This is a genomic window from Pantoea sp. Taur (assembly GCF_009830025.1).
Taxonomy (GTDB): Bacteria; Pseudomonadota; Gammaproteobacteria; order Enterobacterales; family Enterobacteriaceae; genus Pantoea; species Pantoea communis.
Genome location: NZ_SZZZ01000020.1, coordinates 63,374 through 83,832, shown reverse-complemented (window position 1 = coordinate 83,832; position 20,459 = coordinate 63,374). Strand labels below are relative to the sequence as shown.

Annotated in this window: 20 protein-coding genes; 10 read left to right on the top strand and 10 right to left on the bottom strand. The window is 55.6% G+C overall.

Going from position 1 to position 20,459, the window contains the following annotated elements:
* The 4 genes from FD744_RS25670 to FD744_RS21165 form a co-directional block, all read right to left on the bottom strand.
* On the bottom strand, positions 1-120 hold a 120-nt coding region (locus tag FD744_RS25670; RefSeq protein WP_237449367.1), incomplete at its 3' end, for a hypothetical protein.
* Between the two features lie 118 nt (positions 121-238).
* Entirely contained in the window at positions 239-1,573 is a 1,335-nt protein-coding gene (locus FD744_RS21175) for an MFS transporter (RefSeq protein ID WP_034820002.1), read from the bottom strand.
* A gap of 289 nt (positions 1,574-1,862) precedes the next feature.
* Complete coding sequence (yhjD, locus tag FD744_RS21170) at positions 1,863-2,864, bottom strand: inner membrane protein YhjD (RefSeq protein ID WP_034819999.1); 1,002 nt, start codon at positions 2,862-2,864, stop codon at positions 1,863-1,865.
* 45 nt (positions 2,865-2,909) lie between these two features.
* Positions 2,910-3,809: a LysR family transcriptional regulator gene (locus FD744_RS21165; protein ID WP_045814179.1), complete on the bottom strand. Its 900-nt coding sequence runs from the start codon at positions 3,807-3,809 to the stop codon at positions 2,910-2,912.
* Between the two features lie 115 nt (positions 3,810-3,924).
* Between FD744_RS21165 and FD744_RS21160 the strand changes: the two genes are divergently transcribed.
* On the top strand, positions 3,925-4,683 hold the full coding sequence (locus tag FD744_RS21160) for an SDR family NAD(P)-dependent oxidoreductase (RefSeq protein ID WP_160869281.1): 759 nt from the start codon (positions 3,925-3,927) through the stop codon (positions 4,681-4,683).
* A gap of 165 nt (positions 4,684-4,848) precedes the next feature.
* Here FD744_RS21160 and FD744_RS21155 read toward each other — a convergent pair whose 3' ends face one another.
* A complete protein-coding gene (locus FD744_RS21155; protein WP_160869279.1) occupies positions 4,849-5,697 on the bottom strand; it encodes a PhzF family phenazine biosynthesis protein in 849 nt (282 codons plus the stop codon).
* A 113-nt stretch (positions 5,698-5,810) separates the two neighbouring features.
* On the opposite strand from FD744_RS21155, the gene FD744_RS21150 reads away from it, so the two are divergent.
* On the top strand, positions 5,811-6,434 hold the full coding sequence (locus FD744_RS21150; protein ID WP_038644142.1) for a glutathione S-transferase family protein: 624 nt from the start codon (positions 5,811-5,813) through the stop codon (positions 6,432-6,434).
* Here the strand turns inward: FD744_RS21150 and FD744_RS21145 are convergent.
* The gene (locus tag FD744_RS21145; RefSeq protein ID WP_160869277.1) at positions 6,401-7,891 is read right to left on the bottom strand and encodes a PLP-dependent aminotransferase family protein; all 1,491 of its coding nucleotides are present in this window, start codon (positions 7,889-7,891) and stop codon (positions 6,401-6,403) included. The two genes, FD744_RS21150 and FD744_RS21145, sit on opposite strands and share 34 nt — an antisense overlap.
* A 136-nt stretch (positions 7,892-8,027) precedes the next feature.
* Between FD744_RS21145 and FD744_RS21140 the strand changes: the two genes are divergently transcribed.
* A complete protein-coding gene (locus FD744_RS21140; RefSeq protein ID WP_160869275.1) occupies positions 8,028-8,615 on the top strand; it encodes a LysE family translocator in 588 nt (195 codons plus the stop codon).
* Positions 8,616-8,669: 54 nt separating this feature from the next.
* Here FD744_RS21140 and FD744_RS21135 read toward each other — a convergent pair whose 3' ends face one another.
* From FD744_RS21135 to FD744_RS21120, 4 genes are all read right to left on the bottom strand, one after another.
* Entirely contained in the window at positions 8,670-9,035 is a 366-nt protein-coding gene (locus FD744_RS21135) for a type II toxin-antitoxin system HigA family antitoxin (protein ID WP_080748118.1), read from the bottom strand.
* Entirely contained in the window at positions 9,032-9,337 is a 306-nt protein-coding gene (locus tag FD744_RS21130) for a type II toxin-antitoxin system HigB family toxin (RefSeq protein ID WP_034820085.1), read from the bottom strand. The genes FD744_RS21135 and FD744_RS21130 overlap by 4 nt, the downstream gene beginning before the upstream one ends.
* Positions 9,338-9,469: 132 nt before the next feature.
* Positions 9,470-11,080: a malate dehydrogenase (quinone) gene (gene mqo, locus FD744_RS21125; RefSeq protein WP_097119452.1), complete on the bottom strand. Its 1,611-nt coding sequence runs from the start codon at positions 11,078-11,080 to the stop codon at positions 9,470-9,472.
* A gap of 530 nt (positions 11,081-11,610) precedes the next feature.
* The gene (locus FD744_RS21120; RefSeq protein WP_034819984.1) at positions 11,611-11,853 is read right to left on the bottom strand and encodes a DUF1158 domain-containing protein; all 243 of its coding nucleotides are present in this window, start codon (positions 11,851-11,853) and stop codon (positions 11,611-11,613) included.
* Between the two features lie 283 nt (positions 11,854-12,136).
* Between FD744_RS21120 and mntP the strand changes: the two genes are divergently transcribed.
* From mntP to FD744_RS21085, 7 genes are all read left to right on the top strand, one after another.
* Positions 12,137-12,709: a manganese efflux pump MntP gene (gene mntP, locus FD744_RS21115; RefSeq protein WP_058960691.1), complete on the top strand. Its 573-nt coding sequence runs from the start codon at positions 12,137-12,139 to the stop codon at positions 12,707-12,709.
* A gap of 441 nt (positions 12,710-13,150) precedes the next feature.
* On the top strand, positions 13,151-14,158 hold the full coding sequence (dgcN, locus tag FD744_RS21110; protein ID WP_160869273.1) for an N-acetyltransferase DgcN: 1,008 nt from the start codon (positions 13,151-13,153) through the stop codon (positions 14,156-14,158).
* A 1-nt stretch (position 14,159) separates the two neighbouring features.
* Positions 14,160-15,125, top strand: coding sequence for an N-acetyl-D-Glu racemase DgcA (dgcA, locus tag FD744_RS21105; RefSeq protein ID WP_160869271.1), 966 nt, complete (start codon positions 14,160-14,162; stop codon positions 15,123-15,125).
* 15 nt (positions 15,126-15,140) lie between these two features.
* A complete protein-coding gene (locus tag FD744_RS21100) occupies positions 15,141-17,009 on the top strand; it encodes an ABC transporter ATP-binding protein (protein ID WP_160869269.1) in 1,869 nt (622 codons plus the stop codon).
* Positions 17,010-17,030: 21 nt separating this feature from the next.
* Positions 17,031-18,572: a glutathione ABC transporter substrate-binding protein gene (locus FD744_RS21095; protein ID WP_160869267.1), complete on the top strand. Its 1,542-nt coding sequence runs from the start codon at positions 17,031-17,033 to the stop codon at positions 18,570-18,572.
* A gap of 73 nt (positions 18,573-18,645) precedes the next feature.
* Positions 18,646-19,575, top strand: coding sequence for an ABC transporter permease (locus tag FD744_RS21090; RefSeq protein ID WP_045814153.1), 930 nt, complete (start codon positions 18,646-18,648; stop codon positions 19,573-19,575).
* Positions 19,575-20,459 carry an ABC transporter permease subunit gene (locus FD744_RS21085; protein WP_034819962.1) on the top strand — a complete coding sequence of 295 codons (885 nt, stop codon included), beginning with the start codon at positions 19,575-19,577 and terminating at the stop codon, positions 20,457-20,459. The genes FD744_RS21090 and FD744_RS21085 overlap by 1 nt, the downstream gene beginning before the upstream one ends.

Here is a 20,459-nt window from a genome sequence, read left to right as displayed (position 1 = left end):
GCCAGCTTCCTCAAGGCAGCGGCTGATGAGCGCAGGGTCAAGAACATCCGCGAGCGTATTCAGAGGATTACGAAGAGAATCGTAACGAGAGACGATATCAAGGGCCTGACTGAGCTGCATAAAAAAATCCGGAAACGAAGCGTTTCCGGATTCTTACACAGCCACTGGATCGTTCAACTGATCCTTAACTGACTGGCATTACGGCCTGAGCCGGGTTCATCAAATCAATCTGCAACCATCACACCGCTTCGTACAGCGTCTGATGGCGCGTCTCTTTGCAGGCAATCAGCGCAATCAGCGTCAGCACGGCCATGGAAGCCAGATAAAAACCGACCGCCTGCAAACCGTAGTTAGCGTTCAACCATGTTGCAATATAAGGCGCAACCGAGGCACCGAGAATTGACGACAGGTTATAGGAGAACGACGCGCCGGTATAACGGACTTCGGTCGGGAACAGCTCTGGCAGCAGAGCACCCATCGGCCCAAAGGTGAGGCCCATAATGCTCAGGCCTAGCAGCAGGAAGCCCATCACCAGAATCTGTGAGCCTGAACCCAGCAGCATCGGGAACATCAGTGCGAAGGCAATGATCAACAAAGTAATGGTGATCATGGTGCGACGACGGCCATAGCGGTCTGCCAGCAGGCCCGCAATCGGTACCATCACACCAAAGCCAATCACCGCCACCATCAGCATCCACAGGAAGCTATTACGGGAAAAGCCTAAGCCCGCTGGCGCCGGTGCAGTGCCGTAACTCATCGAGTAAACGGTCATGATGTAGAACAGCGTATAGGTCGCCAGCATGATGAAGGTGCCAAGAATCGTAGCGGTCAGATGCTTGCTCAGCAGCGTGCCGATCGGCATTTTGACCTGCTTGTTCTCTTTCTGCACTTTGGCAAACACCGGGCTTTCATGCAGCGAAACGCGCACATACAGGCCAATCAGTACCAGTACGGCTGAAAGGATAAACGGCACACGCCAGCCCCAGTTCATGAACTGCTCATCGGTCAGCAGCCAGGAGAGCAACAGGAAAGTACCGTTGGCGAAGAAGAAGCCAATTGGCGCGCCAAGCTGCGGGAATGAACCATAGAGCGCACGTTTTTTCGCTGGCGCATTTTCGGTTGCCAACAGAGCGGCGCCGCCCCATTCACCACCAAGACCCAGGCCCTGACCAAAGCGTGCCAGCGCCAGCAGCAGCGGAGCAGCAACGCCAATGGTTTGGTATCCAGGCAGCAGACCGATCAATACGGTAGAGACGCCCATGGTCAGCAGCGATGCCACCAGGGTGGCTTTACGGCCTACACGGTCGCCAAAGTGACCGAATAGCGCAGAACCAATCGGGCGCGCGACGAAGGCGATAGCAAACGTAGCCAGCGACTGTAGCGTTGCCACGGTGGCATCACCCTGCGGGAAGAAAATGTGCGGAAAGACGATGACGGCCGCAGTGGCATAAATATAGAAATCGAAGAATTCGATCGCGGTGCCGACAAGCGATGCCACGACCACTTTGCCGCGTGAGTTTACGGGCGTGTCGTCGTGTTTTTTGTCGAGTGTTTCTGTGATGGAGGCTTGCATGACTGTTTCTTAATTGTAAATGTAGACAGAGAATCTTACGCACCTGTTTTGCGGCATTCAATGATGAAAACCCGCGCCAGAACAGGCATTTTCGGCGAAAAAGTGGATAATTTCTGAGTTGCGGCAATCGGCGGGTGATGGGAACGGGAAGTGTCACTTTTTTGGCGGGAATCTCTGCAAAAGGGCCAAATTAAAGTGACCCTTTAGCGTTTCCTGCTGGTTTTTGCTGGAATAATAGCCAGCAGGAAACATTTTTAGCTGTTGCGGCAAATGTAACAATTTTGCGATGTTAATTGCCCTGATGCGGCTGCGGCATCTCTTTATCATCCTTGTATTTTGCGGTGGCTATCCACGCGGCGCAGAACAGTGTCAGACGGGCAAAGAAGTAAAAGAACGCCATTAATCCCAGCACTGAACCAAAGGCTGCCCCAGAGGGCGAAGTGGCCAGCTTTGGCAGCGTCAGCGTCATCACAAACTTAATCACTTCAAAACCAATCGCCGCCAGCAGCGTGCCGCGAAATAGTGCTTTTTTGCGCGGCTTATGGCGCGGCAGAATCCAGAAAATCCACAGGAACAACAGATAGTTGGCAAAGATGGAAATCGACAGCGCAATGATGGTCATTGCCGGGCGCAGCCACTCGATATCCTCCAATCCCAACGCGTTGACGATGGCATTCTGCGCGGCACCGGCAATGGAGGTTAGCGACAGGGTAATCACAAGCGCCAGCATCAGACCCAGCAACGACACCAAATCACGCGCATATTTCTTCCATAACTTCTCTTGATCGTCCGGCTTACGCTCCCAAACATCACGCGATTGCGCGCGCACCGCCTCGCGCAAATTGCCCATCCAGTTAATGCCAGAGTAGAGCGCCAGCAGCAAACCGGTTAACCCGACCGTCGCGCGCTGCTGAATCGCGGTGTTCACGGTGTTCTTTAGCGTAGTGGCCAGCGTCGGATCGCTGATGCTGTTAACGATTTTGTTGATCAACTCGGTGAGTAAATCCTGATTCGACGCCAGCACAAAACCGACTGCCGCAAAGGAGACCATCAAAATCGGTATCAGAGATAGGAAGGAGAAGTAAGTGATCGCTGCGCCAAACTGGCTGCCGAGGCGATCGTTAAACCGATCCAGCGCGCGCATAAAATGCGCCACCGCCGGAATGGCCTGGAACCAGGCCGCAAAGCGCGACACGTTCTGGATTGAGCCATCCACGGTTTTGTTACCGGTCTTGATATCTATCAGCGGCTTCTTTTCAGCCGTGGGTTCTTGGTTAGGTTTGTCTGTCATAGACGATAATCATCCTGTTCACTGCGAAATTAAAATTATAGCCCTTTATGTCACATACTCCTGCAACACCTGACTCAGCCACTCCATAAACACCCGCACGCGACGTGCTACGTTGCGGCGATGTGGGTAAAGCAACGAAATCGGCATCGGCTTGGCGGGGAAGTGATGCAGCACTTCCACTAACTGGCCTGATTCCAGCAGTGGCTGCACACCAATCGCGGGCACCTGAATAATGCCTAATCCCGCGATGCAGGCGGCACGATAGGTTTCGGTGCTGTTCACCGTCACCACGCCGCCGGTCTGAACATAGTGGCACTGCTTACCATCAAAATATTCAAACCCCAAAGAAGGCTGCCCCAGTTGCTGGGTGTAATGCACCATCGCGTGCTGTGCAAGATCTTCGAGGCGCACCGGCATGCCGAAGCGGGAAAGGTAGTCGGGACTGGCGCAGTTAATCAAGGCATGTGATCCGATTTTTCGCGCAATCAGACCCGAATCTTTCAGCTCGCCCACGCGGATCACGCAGTCAAAACCTTCACGAATCACATCCACCTGGCGATCGCTGCTGCTAAGCTCAATTTCGATGCCGGGATAATGCTGCAGAAACTCAGGCAAACGCGGCAGGATAAATCCGGTGGCCATGGCTACCGACATATCGACGCGCAACTTGCCGCTCAGGGTGGCGGGATCGTGCTGGAACAGGCTGTCCATATCGTCGAGCATCGACAACAGATCAAGACAACGATCGTAGTAGACCAGCCCGTCCTGGGTGAGATGAACACGTCGCGTGGTGCGATGCAGCAGACGCGTGCCCATTTGATTTTCCAGCGCCTGTAACTGGCGCGATACGCTGCCTTTCGGTAGTCCAAGACTTTCAGCTGCACGGGTAAAACTGCCCATTTCTGCCACCCGCACAAAAACCTGCATTGCGTGAATTTTATCCATGTTGTTCACCGATTGTTGTTGTTAGTGAAACAGTGCTGCGTATTCCTCTGCGTTTATAGATCAATTTATAGCGAATATCCTTATCCCGTGTTCAATTTTCCATCTGGAGCGAAACATGAGTCATAAAATTGCATTGATTACCGGCGGCAACCGCGGTTTGGGCAAGAATGGTGCGCTGAAACTGGCGGCCAAAGGCGTGGATATCCTTTTTACCTATCGTGGTCACGCGGAAGAAGCGCAGGCCGTGGTGAAAGAGATTGAAGCATTGGGCGCACGTGCGGTGGCGTTACAGCTGGATGTCGGCGACAGCAGCACCTTCGACAGCTTCGTGGCGCAGGTGAAAGAGAGACTGCAAAAAACCTGGCAACGCGACAACTTTGATTATTTAGTGAACAATGCCGGTCACGGTCACTACAAGTTGTTTGCGGAAACCACCGAAGAGGAGTTTGATGCGCTGATCAACGTGCACTTCAAAGGGCCTTACTTCCTGACGCAGAAGCTGCTGCCGCTGATTATCGATGGTGGCCGCATCCTGAACATCTCCAGCGGATTAACACGCATGACGCTGCCGGGTTCAGGCACCTATGCCTCGGTGAAAGGGGCGATGGAAGTGCTGACGCGCTATCAGGCCAAAGAGCTGGGCGAGCGTCGTATTCGCGTCAATATTCTGGCGCCGGGTGCGATTGAAACTGATTTCGGCGGTGGACGCGTGCGCGATACCAAAGATCTCAACGATCACATTGCCTCGGTGACATCGCTGGGCCGTGTGGGTCAACCGGATGATATTGGTGACGCGATCAGTGCCATCCTGAGCGAAGAAACCGGCTGGATCACCGCGCAGCGTATTGAAGCTTCAGGTGGGCAGGCGTTGTAATCATGCACGCGGAGTGACGCAGCGTTCATGCACGATAAATCGCGGCGCTACGCCATCCTTTGGATGGTCGTAGCGCCCGCAATTTATTGCGCGTGTTTTAGATTTCAATCGTGCCGCTACTTAACCATGCAGATGGCCGTAGCGGCGCAATTTATTGCGCGTATTTTAGATCTCAATCGTCCCGTCAATCACGGTCACTGTCTGGCCACCAATCCAGATGGTCTCACCACCAAAACTCACCTGAATTCGTCCTTCACGCTGGATAGCGCTACCCTGACGTGCGCGATAATCTTCGGTTTTCCCCTGCGCCGCAAAGTAACGTGCCAGACAGGCGTTGGCGCTGCCTGTTACCGGATCTTCGGTCAGGCTGCCGTTCTCAACCAGCAGCGCGCGCACTTCGTATTGCTCGCCGCAATCCTCTGGCAGCGGGCCAAACAGCGCAGTCCCATTGACGTCGGCATGCTTTTGCAAGCGCAGCAGATCCGCCGCGCTGGCCTGCACATCCAGCACCGCCTGCGCGCTGTTCATCGGGATCAGCAGCCAGCGAATGCCCATATCGACAATGGTCGGCGTCTGGTGGGTATCATAGGCTTCGCTGTTCAGTGCGCTGCTCATTAACGCGTCATCAAATGGCGTCAGCGTGACGTCGGGTGCGGCGAATGCCAGCGCGCCATCCTCGCTAATGCGCACATCCACCAGTCCAACGCCGCACTCCTGCACGATCTTACCCGGCGTTTTCACTTGCCAGCCCGCTTCCAGCAAGGCGTGAGCCGTGCCCAGCGTTGGATGACCGGCAAAGGGCAATTCCCCTTCAGTGGTAAAAATGCGCACCCGATAATCGGCCGCAGCATCCTGTGGTGGCAGGACAAAGGTGGTTTCCGACAAATTGGTCCAGCGGGCGATAGCGGCCAGTTGGGCGTCACTTAATCCCTCTGCATCCATGATCACTGCCAGCGGATTACCTTTGAACGCTGATGAGGTAAACACATCCACCTGCTTAAACGCGACTTTCATTTTCACTCCTTGCTGGTTGAGGCACTCTGACATCCTGATTTACATCCTGCAGATTGCTAATGGCAGCCAACAGGACTATGAATAGGTTAAGAATTCTGGAATCGGAGTCCGCTATGTTAAAAGTTCTTGGTCGTACTTCTTCAATCAACGTGCGCAAAGTTCTGTGGTTGTGTTCAGAACTGGATCTCGCGTATGAGCTCGAACCTTGGGGTGAAGACCCGCAATCGCTGCACTCGGCGGAATTCATGGCGCTCAACCCTAATGCCATGGTGCCGGTGATCATCGAAGATGACTTCGTGATGTGGGAATCCAACGCCATTCTGCGCTATCTCGCCAACAGCAATGGCGGCGACTGGCTCTATCCTGAAAACCCACGAGCGCGTGCACCGGTGGATCAGTGGATGGACTGGCAAGCCACCGAACTCAATACTTCCTGGCGCTATGCGTTTATGTCACTGGTGCGCAACTCGCCCGCCCATCAGGATCCGCGTTTGCTGGCCGCCGCGATTAAAGGCTGGACGCACACCATGAATATTCTTGACCAGCATCTGCAAAAAACCGGGCGCTACGTCGCAGGACGCAATTTCTCGCTGGCAGACATTCCGGTGGGACTTGCAGTCAATCGCTGGTTTGAAACCCCGCTGGAGCACCCTGAATTTCCCGCCGTACAACTCTATTACGAGCGTCTGACCGAGCGTGAGGGCTACACCACCTGGGGCCGCAACGGCAAACCCTGATCCTGTCCCGGTGCCAGGCCTGTGATTTCGCAGGCTAGCGCGCCGGTGCGTTTTAGTGCCCACGTATAACGTTCATCAAACGGGTAACAGCAGGAGAGGCGCAGCGCGTGTTTATAACGATCGCTCAGCGTGTAGAGCGCGCCCGGTGTGACGCAAATCTGCTCCTGCAATAACCGATGAAACATCTCCACGGTATCCACTTTCCCTGGCAACTCCACCCAAAACACAAAACCTCCTTTGGGCAGGGTGGCGCGTGTCCCCTGCGGAAAATGGCGCGCCATGATGCCGCGCGCCGCATCGAGATTGGCGGCATAGCGGCGGCGCAGCGAGCGCAGATGATGATCGTATCCGCCACTGGCGAGGAATTCGGCGAGGGTTTCACACAGCAACCGCGATTCAGACATCGAAGAGACAGCTTTCAAACGGGCGATGGTCTGATGGAAACGACCGGCCGCGGTCCAGCCCACGCGGAAATCCGGCGCCACGGTTTTGGTAAAGCTGGTGCAGTAAATCACCCAGCCATCGCTATCAAAGGCTTTCACCGGCGGCGAGAGTGGCCAATCGAACTGCAGCTCGTCATACAGCCCATCTTCGAGCATCGGGACGTGGTAAGTATTCACTAACTTCGCCAGTCGCTTCTTATTCTCCAGTGGCATCACATAGCCGAGAGGATTCTGCGCGCCGGGCATGGCAATCAGCGCCTGAATGCGCTTCTCCTGTAACAACATCTCCAGCGCATCCAGCGACAACCCTTGCTGAGGATCGGTGGGAATCTCCAGCGCTTTCAGGCCCAGTGACGCCAGCAAGGGGAACAGGAAGAAGTAAGTGGGGGATTCCAGCCCAATGCAGTCGCCAGGCTTGGTTACCGCACGTAGCGCCAGCTGTAACGCTTCCATGCAGCCATGGGTGAGGGTGATCTCTTGCGTGGTCAGATTGATACCGGTGTGCAGACTGCGACGTGCAATCTCCTCCCGTAAGCGCTCACTACCCGGCGGGAGCGCATAGCGCCCGACGATGTCGGGATTGTGCCGTAAAATGCCCGAGGTAATTCGGCCTAAGCGCGCTGCCGGATAAAAGGTGCCATCCTGCGGACAGGCCAAAGAGATATTGGTGTAATCGGCATTATTCTGCGCGGCAAACACCTGCTCAATCAGTTCCAGTTTCTGCGTGCTCGGGTCGTTGATTTTCGCGGGCAGCGGTTTGACCGGACGCGTCACGGCTGGCATCACGCCACGCACGTAATAGCCCGATTGCGGGCGCGCTTCGATTAAGCCGCGATCTTCAAGGATTTGCCAGGCATTGAGCACAGTATTGACGCTAACCTGATGCGATTGTGCCACGCGGCGGATGGCGGGCAGCCGTTTTCCCGGTTTCAGCGTGCCCTGATGAATCGACTCGGCAAAGCTATCTGCCAGCTGCTGATACAGCGTTTGACCGGATGAAAGGGGAAGGGACACAAAAGCCTCCGCGTGCGATGGGTACAATCTAAATTAATGTTAACTGTATCCATTACAATAGTGGTTTTGTGTCTCTGTTTCCATCACCCGGTACGCATTAGCATGATGTTAACTTTGGACCATCAGGAAGCGCATCATGCTCGACCCTTCATTCTTCAGCTACGTCACGGTGATGTCGATCACCCCCGGCCCGAACAACCTGCTGCTCGCCACATCGGGCGTCAATTTTGGTTTCAAGCGCACCTTGCCGATGCTGTTTGGCATTCTGATGGGCTGTGCGATACAGATGCTGTTGGCAAGCATGGCGTTGGATGTATTACTGCACTGGATGGCATCCATTCGTTTACCACTCACGGTGGTGGGATGCAGTTACTTACTCTGGCTGTCATGGAAAATCTTTCGTGCCGCAGCGCCAGAAGCGCGTGAGCGTCCGCGCCCGATGACGCTAGTGGGCGGCATCTGTTTTCAGGCGGTGAATCCTAAAGCCTGGCTGATGGTGACTAACGTGGCGCTGATGTACGCCAACAGCAACGGCGTCATCACAGTATTGCTAGGATTTGCCGCATTGAACTTACCTTGCATCCTGATCTGGGCCGCGATGGGGGATCGTCTGCGCAGTCATCTGCAAGTGGCGTGGAAACGTCAGGCGTTTAACAGTTTGATGGCAATGTCGCTGGTGGCCACCACGGCCTGGATGCTGTACGACGCGGTACTGCTGAGCTAAAACCAAGCATGCAATAGAAGCAAATGGGGCGCTATCATTGGCGCCCCTGCAATTTTAGAGACCCACCAGGCTCTCTAAAGGAATGCCAAACTGCTTGTGCAGATTGCGAATCATCTCCAGAGACAAAGAGCGTTTGCCGTTTAACACTTCATAGACGCGATTACGTCGGCCTATGGCAGGCTCCAGATCTTTGGCAGTCAATCCCTGTTGTTCCATACGAAATTTAATCGCCTCAATCGGATCAGCAGCTTCAATGGGATAGTGCTCTTTCTCCCACGCTTCAATCAGCATGCTCATCACAATCATATAATCGCTTTCTGGCGTGCCCAGCTCAGGTACATCATCAAAGAGCGGAGAGATGGCCTCCAGGGCCGCTTCGTAATCAAGTTCGTTGCGAATGGGTTTAATGGTCAGTGTCATTTACGTTGCTCCACTGTGTTTGCGTCAATGGCATCGTATTCCCGGTGTGTGCCGATAAATTTTATAAAAATCAGCTTCTGCGGGTAAGCGATGGCCGCAACCAGTCGATAATCATTTCCCTTAATGTTAAACACCACGCGACTGCCTTTCAAAATGCTAGCGCTGCGGTATTGATCCTTGATGTCTGCTGGATTTAACCAATTGGTCTTTTGCGCTTCATCAATCCAGGCTCTCAACGGCTGAGCTGAGTCGGGGTTCGCCGTCATGAACTCCCTGAGTGTCCGTACCGATATGATTCTCATGTCGCGCATCTTAGTCCCGCTTTGGGACTATAGCAAACTTATATCCCAATTTGGGACATTTCTCGCATTCACCCATAAAAAAGGCCGCTTGCGCGGCCTTATCATTATTGACGGGCAATCAGGATTGCCTGGTTACTTCCCCACCACGTGCGCCGTCTCGCGGGCTTCGTCGTTCGCCGCGTCTGGCGTAACGATCGGTGCGTAGTCGAGTTGCAGTACGCGGCTGGTTTCCGCCAGAATCTTCTCGGTCAGCGCTACGTCACCGTTCATCTTACGGCCCCAGGTTGGGATCACCGCGCGAATTTTGGTCTGCCACTCTGGTGAACGCATCTGCTCAGGGAAGGCTTTCGCCATCAGCTCCAGCATAATCGGCGCCGCAGTAGATGCCCCCGGCGAAGCGCCGAGCAGGGCTGAAATCGAACCATCTTCAGAGGTCACGACTTCCGTGCCTAAGCGCAGCACGCCGCCCTCTTTCTCATCGTTCTTGATGATCTGCACGCGCTGGCCGGCAGTGACCAGGCGCCAGTCTTCCTGTTTCGCCTGCGGAACATAAGCACGCAGCGCTTCCATACGATCGTCGTCGCTTTGCAGCACCTGATCGACCAGGTATTTCACCAGGTCAAAACTCTTCAGGCCAACCTGCATCATCGGCAACAGGTTGCTGCCGTTCATCGCGCCGAACATATCCAGCAGCGAACCCTGTTTCAGGAATTTGGTCGAGAAGGTGGCGAACGGGCCAAATAGCAGCACCTGCTTGCCATCCAGCACGCGAGTATCAACGTGCGGCACCGACATCGGCGGCGCGCCCACGCTGGCTTTACCGTACACTTTCGCCATGTGCTGCTGCACCACTTCTGGATTCTCGGTCACGAGGAAGGAACCGCCCACCGGGAAACCGGCGTAGCCTTTCACTTCCGGGATGCCGGACTTTTGGAGCAGTGGCAACGCCGCACCGCCCGCACCGATAAACAGCTGGCGCGTGGTCAGCAGGCGATTTTCACCGCTGGCCAGATTGTGTAGCGTCACTTGCCAGCGGCCATCGCTCAGGCGCTTGATATCACGCACTTCCTGACGCAGACGCAGGCGGAAATTGGCTTTCTTCTGTAAAGAGGCAATCAGCTGACGCGTCACTTCACCGAAGTTAACGTCGGTACCCATTTCGGTCCAGGTGGCGGCCACTTTCTGTTTGCTGTCACGGCCGTTCATCACTAGCGGAATCCACTGGGTGATCTGGTCGCGATCTTCTGAATAGTTCATGCCACGGAACAGGGTACTTTTTTGCAGCGCCTGGAAACGTTTGCGCAGGAACTCAACGTTATCGTCGCCCCAGACGAAGCTCATGTGCGGCGTACTGTGGATAAAGCTTTTTGGATTGCGCAGGTTGCCTTTCTGAACGTGGTACGCCCAGAACTGACGAGAAATCTGGAACGATTCGTTGATCGCCACCGCTTTTGCAATGTCGATGCTGCCATCCGCCTTCTGCGGCGTATAGTTCAGCTCGGCCAACGCAGCGTGACCGGTCCCGGCATTATTCCAGCCATTGGAGGATTCCACCGCGACATCGTCGAGGCGTTCCACCATCTCAATCGACCAGTCCGGCTCCAGATCCTGCAGCCATGCGCCAAGGGTGGCACTCATCACGCCTGCGCCGATCAGCAGTACGTCGACATCCTTTCGTTCCTGAAGGTTTGCGCTATCCATACCAGCGGCGGCGAGCGCCAGGTTTACCGCAGTAGTACTCATGAGGCGACATCTCCTCTCTCTGTTGACCTGAAGTTCAACAGGTTCGCAGGCGAAACAGCCACGCTTCTTTCGAGCGCGTCGCGCTATTTCTCAAAGGTTAAGACTCAGGTTTAAGTCAGGGGACGATAACGGTTAACTGCACGTTATGCATATGCATTTGAATATAACATTCTCGTATCGGAATTAAACGTTTGTTTATTTTTTAAAGGCCGAAATGATTCAGCATAAGAATTAATCAGCTCGACCCCGCTGTCATAAGGGATTTTTATCCCTTAATCAGAGGGTTATGGTAATGCAGTTGTTGCGATATTGTGAGAGGAATGCACAGGGTAATGTTCGGAGAGTGAGCGGCATCACACTTTAAATGTATGATTAATATCAATTTGTAGTGGATTGATTTTTTATGCGGTTTTTATGTTGCGTGATATTTCGCCAGATCGTGTAAAACTAATGTTACATTTCTGTGAGTGTTAATTTTTCGCCGCGTCAGACAGTGGTCAGAGGAAAAAAGCATTACGCGGCGGTGGGGATCACTGCTTAGCGAGGCGACGCCATGCAAAGCGGATGACAAAAAATTCAATCGCGCCCAGCAGCAGGAACCACAGGCAAAACACGATAGTGTAGAGCTGATTCAGGTCCTGCAAATGCAGCATCTCCTGAATCCGTCTGGATAATTCCAGGCCGAATTGCGGCGCGGGCAACAGCAGCGCGGAGAGAAAGCCCAGCAGCAGGATTCCGCCAGGGATAATCAGCGTTTCAAACGGGTTTTTCATCGCAGGTTTCCTATCAATTAGCGCGGGCATTAGCGCATAAAAGCGTGCTGGCGTGCAATCCCTGTGCCGGGTCACCCTAAGAAAATTCTTCTATTCCATCCACTTAGCGTCATAAATAGCGCAAGTTAAGAGTTATAGCCTTTGCTATACTTAAATCCATGATTTTACTGTCTTTTTTTTGGTGATTTTGCGTGCTAGACTGCGCGCACTTTTTCATTACTGAACAATAGATGCGGAAAATCGCTCGCTTGAAGGCATTTTTCGCGGCATTGATTGAAAACCCATGACATTTATCGCAACTCTGATTCTGGCCTTTGGTATGTCGATGGACGCTTTCGCCGCAGCACTGGGCAAAGGCGCGTCGCTGCATCGCCCGAACTTCAAAGAAGCGCTGCGCACCGGCCTGATCTTTGGTGTGATTGAAATGCTGACGCCGCTGATTGGCTGGGCGATTGGCCTGGCGGCCAGTCGCTACATCATGGCATGGGATCACTGGGTGGCCTTTGCCCTGTTAACCGTTCTCGGCGGCCGCATGATGATGGAAGGTTTCCGTCAGACGGCGGATGAACCCTGCGAAGCACCACAGCGTCATGGCTTTATGGTCTTAGCATTGACCGCGGTGGCCACCAGTCTTGATGCGCTGGCGGTGGGCGTCGGCCTGGCATTCCTGCAGGTGAATATTGTGCTTACCGCGCTGACCATTGGTGCCGCTACCACCATCATGGCCACGACTGGCGTGATGGTGGGTCGCTTTATCGGTCCGGTGATGGGTAAATGGGCGGAAGTGCTGGGTGGACTGGTACTGATCAGCATCGGCTGCACCATCCTTAATCAACATCTCAACCTCTTCGGCTAATTCAGGCATCTGCCAAACCCCTCATTTTGTGATCTGGCTCAAAAATAATTGCGTGAAAAACGCGCGTTAGTTATACTTTTCGCGTATTTCTTCAACAATTTTTGAGCCAGGTATCCAATGAAACGTTTTTTCCGCTACGTGTTTCGTGCATATGTTGAGACTTTCAAGCACGTCCCACCAGGCGCACTGCATTAATCGCACTTATACCCTCGATAATCGCGGTCAGGGATCGACCTGTGGTTATCAATGATTTTCTTATCTCCCCCGCTCAATATCGCCTCGAATTTTCTCTCTATCAATGGCTTAGTACCCTTAACCATCAGTTTTGGATCTGGCTATAGCCTGATGTTATACCCCGCTACCAAACAAGCATTCGTCACCTCTTAACCCGCATGGAATAGTCGATTCAGACCCTCTAACCCGTCTGAAACGAGAAACATCATGCTGATCCCTCAACCCTATTTATTGTTCCTTGGCGATGTCACCGATCCACTGGCCGCTAAAACGGCGCGCGGCATTCACGTTTGGCGCCCTGAGCAGTGCGTCGGCGAAATTAAACTGCCGGGCTGTACTGTCAGCTTAGGTCTGGACGTACTCGATATCGCCACGGCAAAAGAACGTGGCGCAAAAACGCTGGTACTGGGCACCGCCAATGCCGGTGGTTATCTGCCGGAGCACTGGCTCGATACCGTTAAAGGTGCGATCAAAGCAGGCATGAACGTGGCGAGCGGCTTGCACCATCGCCTGGTGGATGAGCCAGAGCTGGTGGCGTTAGCCCAGGAGTTTGGCGTTGAGCTGTTTGACCTGCGCCATATGCGTCCAAAACTGAATGTTGGCAGCGGTAAAAAGCGTACAGGTAAGCGTGTACTTACTGTCGGTACAGACTGCTCAGTCGGCAAGATGTACACCTCGCTGGCACTGGAAGCGGCGATGCGTGAGCGCGGCATGAAGGCGGATTTCCGCGCCACCGGTCAAACCGGCATTCTGGTTGCTGGTGCAGGCATCGCCATTGATGCAGTGATTGCCGACTTTATCGCGGGTGCAGTGGAAGCTTTGTCACCCGCCAATGATGCCGACCACTGGGATATCGTCGAGGGCCAGGGCTCGCTGTTCCATCCTTCTTATGCGGGCGTCAGCATGGGCCTGATTCACGGTGCGCAGCCGCACTGGCTGGTGATGTGCCACGAAATGGGCCGTCCGCACATGCGTCATTTACCGCATCAGCCGATGGTGAGTTTGAAAGATTGCGTAGAGGCTAACCTGCGCGCGGCAGATGTCACCAGCGATAACGTGCAACTGGCCGGTTTTGCCATCAACACCTCCAACTACAGCGAAGAAGAAGCTCGCGCCTATTGTACGGAAGTTAGCGCTGAATTCGGCGTGCCTGCCACCGATCCGGTGCGTTTTGGTATCGCGGATATCGCCGCCCTGCTGCAGGAGCGTGGCTAAGATGCGGCGCATGCAGATTGAAGTGCTGGAGCTGCCGCTGGCGCGTCCTTTCGCTATCTCGCGTGGTACACGTACCGCCGTCACTGTCATTCGCGTCACGCTGGAGCAGAACGGCTTTATTGGTCGTGGCGAGTGCACGCCGACGCCGCGTTACGATGAAACACCAGACAGCGTCGAGGCGCAGCTGGAAGCGATGCGTAAGGATGTCGAAGCGGGCTTAAGCCGGATCGATCTGCAAAGCCGTATATCTGCCGGTTCAGCGCGTAATGCGCTGGACTGTGCGCTGTGGCGTCTTGATGCCGCGCTGGCGAAGCAGACGCTGTGGCAGCAGTGCGAACGCACTGCACCGCCTTCGGTGATCACGGCGGAGACCTTAAGCCTCGACTCCATCGAAAACATGGCAGCTGCGGCGGCTGATGCCGTATCGCGTGGCGCCATCCTGCTGAAAATCAAACTGAATCGTGACGAGATTTTAGAGAAAGTGGCGGCCATCAGAAAGGCTGCGCCACGTGCCACCTTGATCATTGACGCCAACGAAGCCTGGTCGGGCGTCGATCTGCAAAGCCTGCTTATCGCGCTGCAAGCGTACAACATCGCCATGGTTGAACAGCCGCTGCCTGCCGGACAAGACCAGGATCTGCAACGGTTTAACCATCCGATCCCGGTGTGCGCCGATGAGAGTTGCCACACGCGTGAAGACATCGCCGAGCTGCGTAATCGCTACGAGATGATCAACATCAAGCTGGATAAGTGCGGCGGCCTGACCGAAGCCTTAGCGATGGTCGAAGAAGCGCAAAAGCTGGATATGCGTCTGATGGTCGGCTGCATGCTGGGCTCCTCACTCGCAATGGAAGCTGCGCTGCCGGTGGCGATTGCTGCAGAACACGTGGATCTCGATGGCCCCATCTGGCTGGCCGCCGATAGCTCACCCTTCCTTTCCTACGCTCAAGGCCGAATCTGGCTGTAACCGCAAGAGGCAACGATGACGGACACTTTACTTACCCCCAACGCCGCCAGCGTTGCCGGTCCCGCGCCGGTACTCGCGATACAGGATCTTAGCGTCTCGTTTCGCGGCCGCAGCGGCGTAAATCAGGCACTGAAAGGCATCAGTTTTGCCATTTATCCCGGTGAAGTCGTCGCCGTGGTCGGTGAAAGCGGCTCGGGCAAATCGGTCACTTCGCTGGCGGTGATGGGCCTGCTGGCCGCTTCAGGCCGTATCGATCGCGGCAGCATGCAGTTCCGCGATCGTCAGGGTAAAGCCCACACGCTGGAAACGCTGGATGAAACCCAACGCCGCACCTTGCGCGGGCGCGAAATGGCGATGATTTTTCAGGAGCCGATGACCTCGCTCAACCCGGTATTGCGGGTGGGCGATCAGTTGACGGAAGCACTGCGTGACCATCAGATGTGCGACAAAGCCGCTGCGGATGCGCGTGCGCGGGCACTGCTGCGCCAGGTGCGCATCGCCGATGTCGATCGCGTGATGAAAAGCTACCCGCACTCGCTGTCAGGCGGCATGCGCCAGCGCGTGATGATTGCGCAGGCGCTGGCGTGCGATCCACAGCTGCTGATTGCCGACGAACCCACTACCGCGCTGGACGTCACCGTGCAGGCGCGCATTCTGCACATCCTGCGCGACCTGCAACGCGAGAAGCAGATGGCAGTGCTGTTTATCACCCATGACATGGGCGTGGTGGCGGAAATTGCCGACCGCGTGGTGGTGATGCTGCGCGGCGAAGTGGTGGAACAGGGGACGGTCGCGGACATCTTCAACGCGCCACAGCATCCTTATACCAAAGCGCTGCTTGCTGCTGTGCCGAAACTGGGCGACATGCGTGAACAATCCTGGCCGCAGCGCTTCCCACTGTTGGGCGCCACTCAGCCCGCCGATAGCGGTGAGCAGCGCACCGCCCGTTATGACGAAACGCCATTGCTGGATGTGCGCGGTTTAAAAGTCTATTACCCGATTCGCAGTGGCATCTTTTCAGCCCTGACCCATCAAGTGCATGCGGTGGAGCAGATCGACTTCAGCCTGTGGCCGGGTGAAACCCTGGCGATTGTGGGTGAGAGCGGCTGCGGCAAATCCACTACCGGCCGCGCGCTGATGCGCCTGATTAAGAGTCAGGCTGACAGCATTCATTTCCAGGGCAATGAAATCGCTAATCTGAAAGAGGCGGAGTTTCAACCGCTGCGCCGCGAAATCCAGATGGTATTTCAGGATCCCTACGCCTCTTTAAACCCGCGTCTGACCGTGGGCTTCACCATTGCCGAGCCGCTGCTGCTGCACGGTCTGGTGAAATCGCTGGAAGAAGCCACGCCGCAGGTTGAAGCCTTGCTGAAAAGCGTTGGTCTGTTGCCCGAACATGCCACGCGTTATCCCCATGAGTTTTCCGGCGGCCAGCGCCAGCGTATTGCGATTGCCCGCGCCATGGCCTTGAAACCGAAAGTCATCATCGCCGATGAGGCCGTCTCGGCACTGGATGTCTCGATCCAGGCGCAGGTGGTGAACCTGATGATGGACCTGCAAAAGCAGACTGGTGTCGCGTGGATTTTCATCTCGCATGACATGGCGGTGGTGGAGCGTATCGCTAACCGCGTGGCGGTGATGTATCTCGGCCAGATTGTCGAGCTTGGCCCGCGTCAGTCGGTGTTCAACCAACCGCAACATCCGTATACCCAACGTCTGCTGGCCTCGGTGCCGGTGGCCGATCCACAGAACCGTCAGACCCGTACTTTCGAAGATAGCGAAATTCCTTCGCCGCTGCGCAAGTTGGGCGAAACGGTCACCAAACCCCGTTATCGCCAGGTTGCACCGCAACACTGGGTCGCTGACGACATTGCATCGCGCTAACGCTCAATACCAGGAGATTTCATGAAAACCCTTTTTCGCCGTTCGTCACTGGCTTTTGGCTTGACCCTCGCGCTGGCCGCAGCCGCGCAGGCGCAGGATCTGCGCATTTCGATGTATGCCGATATCACCGGTCTCGATCCACACGATACCTCGGATAACGTCAGCTATTCGGTGCAGAGCGGTATCTTTGAACGCCTGTTCCAGTTCGATGCGCAGATGAAGCTGCAACCCTGGCTGGCGACCGGTTATACCAATAATGACAACGCCACCGAATTTACCCTGACGCTGCGTAAAGGTGTCACTTTCCAGGACGGTACGCCGTTTGATGCTGAAGCGGTCAAGGCCAACCTCGATCGCCTCGCCGATCAGACCAAAGGCCTGAAGCGCAACAGCCTGTATAAGATGATTGCCAACGTCACGGTGCTGGCGCCGGATCAGGTGAAAATTGACCTCAACCAATCCTTTGGTGCGTTCATCAACACCCTGGCACACCCATCAGCAGTGATGTGGAGCCCGGCGATCCTCAAACAATACCCGGAAGAAGCACAGCTGCGCCTGCATCCGGTCGGCACCGGTCCGTTCAAGTTTGTTGACTGGCAGCCGGGCAAAGCCGTTTCATTGGTGAAGTACGATGGCTACTGGCAGAAAGGCTGGCCGAAGGTGGATAAAGTGACCTTCTCGCCAAGTCCGGAAGATGCCACCCGCGTTGCCGCACTGAAATCAGGACAGGTGGATGCGATCTGGCCGCTGCCGTCGGATCTGATCGCGACGGTGCAGAGCGACAGCAAATTAGCGATCCAACGCGATCCGAGCATTTATCTCTACTACATGGCGATCAACACCCAGCACAAACCATTGGCGGATGTGCGCGTGCGTCAGGCGATCAATTACGCCATCGACCGCAATCTGTGGCTGAAAGTGGCGTTTGCTGGCATGGGTAAACCCGCTTCGTCCGCGATGCCGGAAGGGGTGCAGTTCTATCAGAAGCAGAGCGAACCGAATTATCACTACGCCCCGGATGAAGCCAAAGCCTTGTTGAAAGCCGCCGGCTATCCGAACGGTCTGGATTTGAAACTGTGGACCACCAACACCACCGCCAGTGTGCGCGCGGCGCAGGTGCTGAAAGCCCAGCTGGCAACGGTGGGCATTCGCGCCACGGTGACGCCAATGGATTCCGGTACGCGCAACGCCAAACTGTGGGGCGTGAAGGATCCTAAAGCAGCCGAATTCGACCTCTATTACGGCGGCTGGTCAACTTCGACCGGTGATGCGGACTGGGCGCTGCGCCCGCTGTATGCCACCGAATCCTGGGTACCGACCTCGTATAACGTTTCGTACTTCAGCAATCCGGATGTGGATAAAGCCATTGCTGGTGGGTTAGCCACCGCCGATCCGGCTAAGCGCGGTGAAGCCTATGCGGAAGCCCAGAAAATGCTGTGGAAAGATGCGCCCGTCGCCTTCCTCGGCACGCCAGATAACCTGGTGGGCAAACGCAGCAACCTGACCGGCGTATCGATGCTGGCAGATGGCAACTTCCTCTACACCCAGGCGGCATTTAAGTAAGGCAGGGCGTTAATCCCTCACCCTAACCCTCTCCTGCAAACGGGAGAGGGCGTCCCCAATTTAAAGGAAGCGCATGTTCGCATACATCATTCGTCGGCTGCTGGAGATGATCCCTGTCCTGCTGGTGGTCTCGCTGCTGGTGTTCGGCTTTATTAAGCTGCTACCCGGCGATCCGGCGCGCATTTACGCCGGTCCAGACGCCCCGATCGAAGCGGTCGAAGCCGCGCGCCAGCATCTCGGACTCAACGATCCGCTGCCGCAGCAATACGTTAACTGGATCGGTGGGCTGCTACGTGGCGATCTCGGCGTCACTTACCGCACGCAACAGCCGGTGCTGCAAGTGATCAAACAAGGCTTTATGCCAACCCTGTGGCTGGCGCTGGCGGGCTTTGCCTGGTCAGTGATCCTCGGTCTGTTCCTTGGTGTGCTGGCCGCACTGAAGCGCGGTAAATGGCAGGACTGGACGCTAATGAGCGTGGCGGTCGGTGGCATCTCGATGCCGACCTTCTGGCTCGGTTTGTTGCTGATCCAGTTCGTCGCCATGCCGTTTGGCCTGTTCTCGGTGAGCGGGTTCAACAAGGCCAGCGACATTATTCTACCTGCTATTACGCTCGGCTCTTCTGTGGCCGCCGTGATGGCGCGTTTCACCCGTTCGGCCTTCCTCGAAGTGGCGCAGGAAGATTATGTGCGCACTGCCAAAGCCAAAGGGCTGCGCAATCGGCTGGTGACGTGGAAGCACGTGATGCGCAACGCCTTGATCCCGGTGATCACCATGCTCGGCTTGCAGTTCGGTTTTCTGCTCGGCGGATCGATCGTGGTGGAGAGCGTCTTCAACTGGCCCGGTTTGGGCTGGCTGTTGATCGAGTCGATCAAAGCACAAGATCAGCCGGTGATTCAGGCGCTGGTGATGCTGTTCGTGTTTGAATTTATTGTGATTAACCTGCTGGTGGATCTGCTGTATGCCGTGGTCAATCCAGCCATTCGCCTGCGACAGGAGTCGTGATGAGTACAGAATCTCTCTCTGCCGCAACACCACAAACCATCCGCTCGCCGTGGCGCGATTTCCTGCACGCCTTTGTGCGCAATCCGCTGGCGCTGGTCTCCGGCGGTTTTGTATTGCTGCTGGTGATTGTGGCGATCTTCGCGCCCTGGCTGGCACCGTGGGATCCGATGGCACCGGACTGGATGGCCTTATCATCACCCCCTTCAGCGGCACACTGGATGGGTACTGATGATCTGGGACGCGACCTGTTGAGCCGCATCATCTACGGTGCACGCATCTCGCTTTACGTCGGCGTGCTGTCGGTGACGCTAGGCATGGTGGTAGGCGTGCTGCTCGGCTTGCTGGCGGGCTATTACGGTCGCTGGATTGACATGCTGATCATGCGCGGTTCCGACGTGCTGTTTGCCTTTCCCGGCATGCTGCTGGCGATTGCGGTGGTGGCGATTCTCGGTCCGGGACTGAATAACGTGATTATCGCCGTGGCGGTGTTCAGCGTGCCGGTCTTTGCCCGCATCGTGCGCGCCTCGACGCTGTCGCTCAAACAGGCTGCGTATGTCGAAGCGGTGCGCTGCGCCGGTGCGCCCGATCGCGTGATCCTGCTGCGCCACATTCTGCCCGGCACGCTCTCCAATGTGATTGTCTATTTCACCATGCGTATCGGCACCAGTATTCTAACGGCAGCGGGCCTCAGCTTTATTGGCCTGGGCCCGGAACCGGATGTGCCGGAGTGGGGAAATATCCTGGCGATGAGCCGCAGCATGATGATGGGCGGTTTATGGCACGTCAGCGTGTTCCCCGGCCTGGCAATTTTCATTACTGTGCTGGCGTTTAACCTGCTGGGTGATGCGCTGCGCGATACGCTCGATCCCAAACTGAAGAGCTAA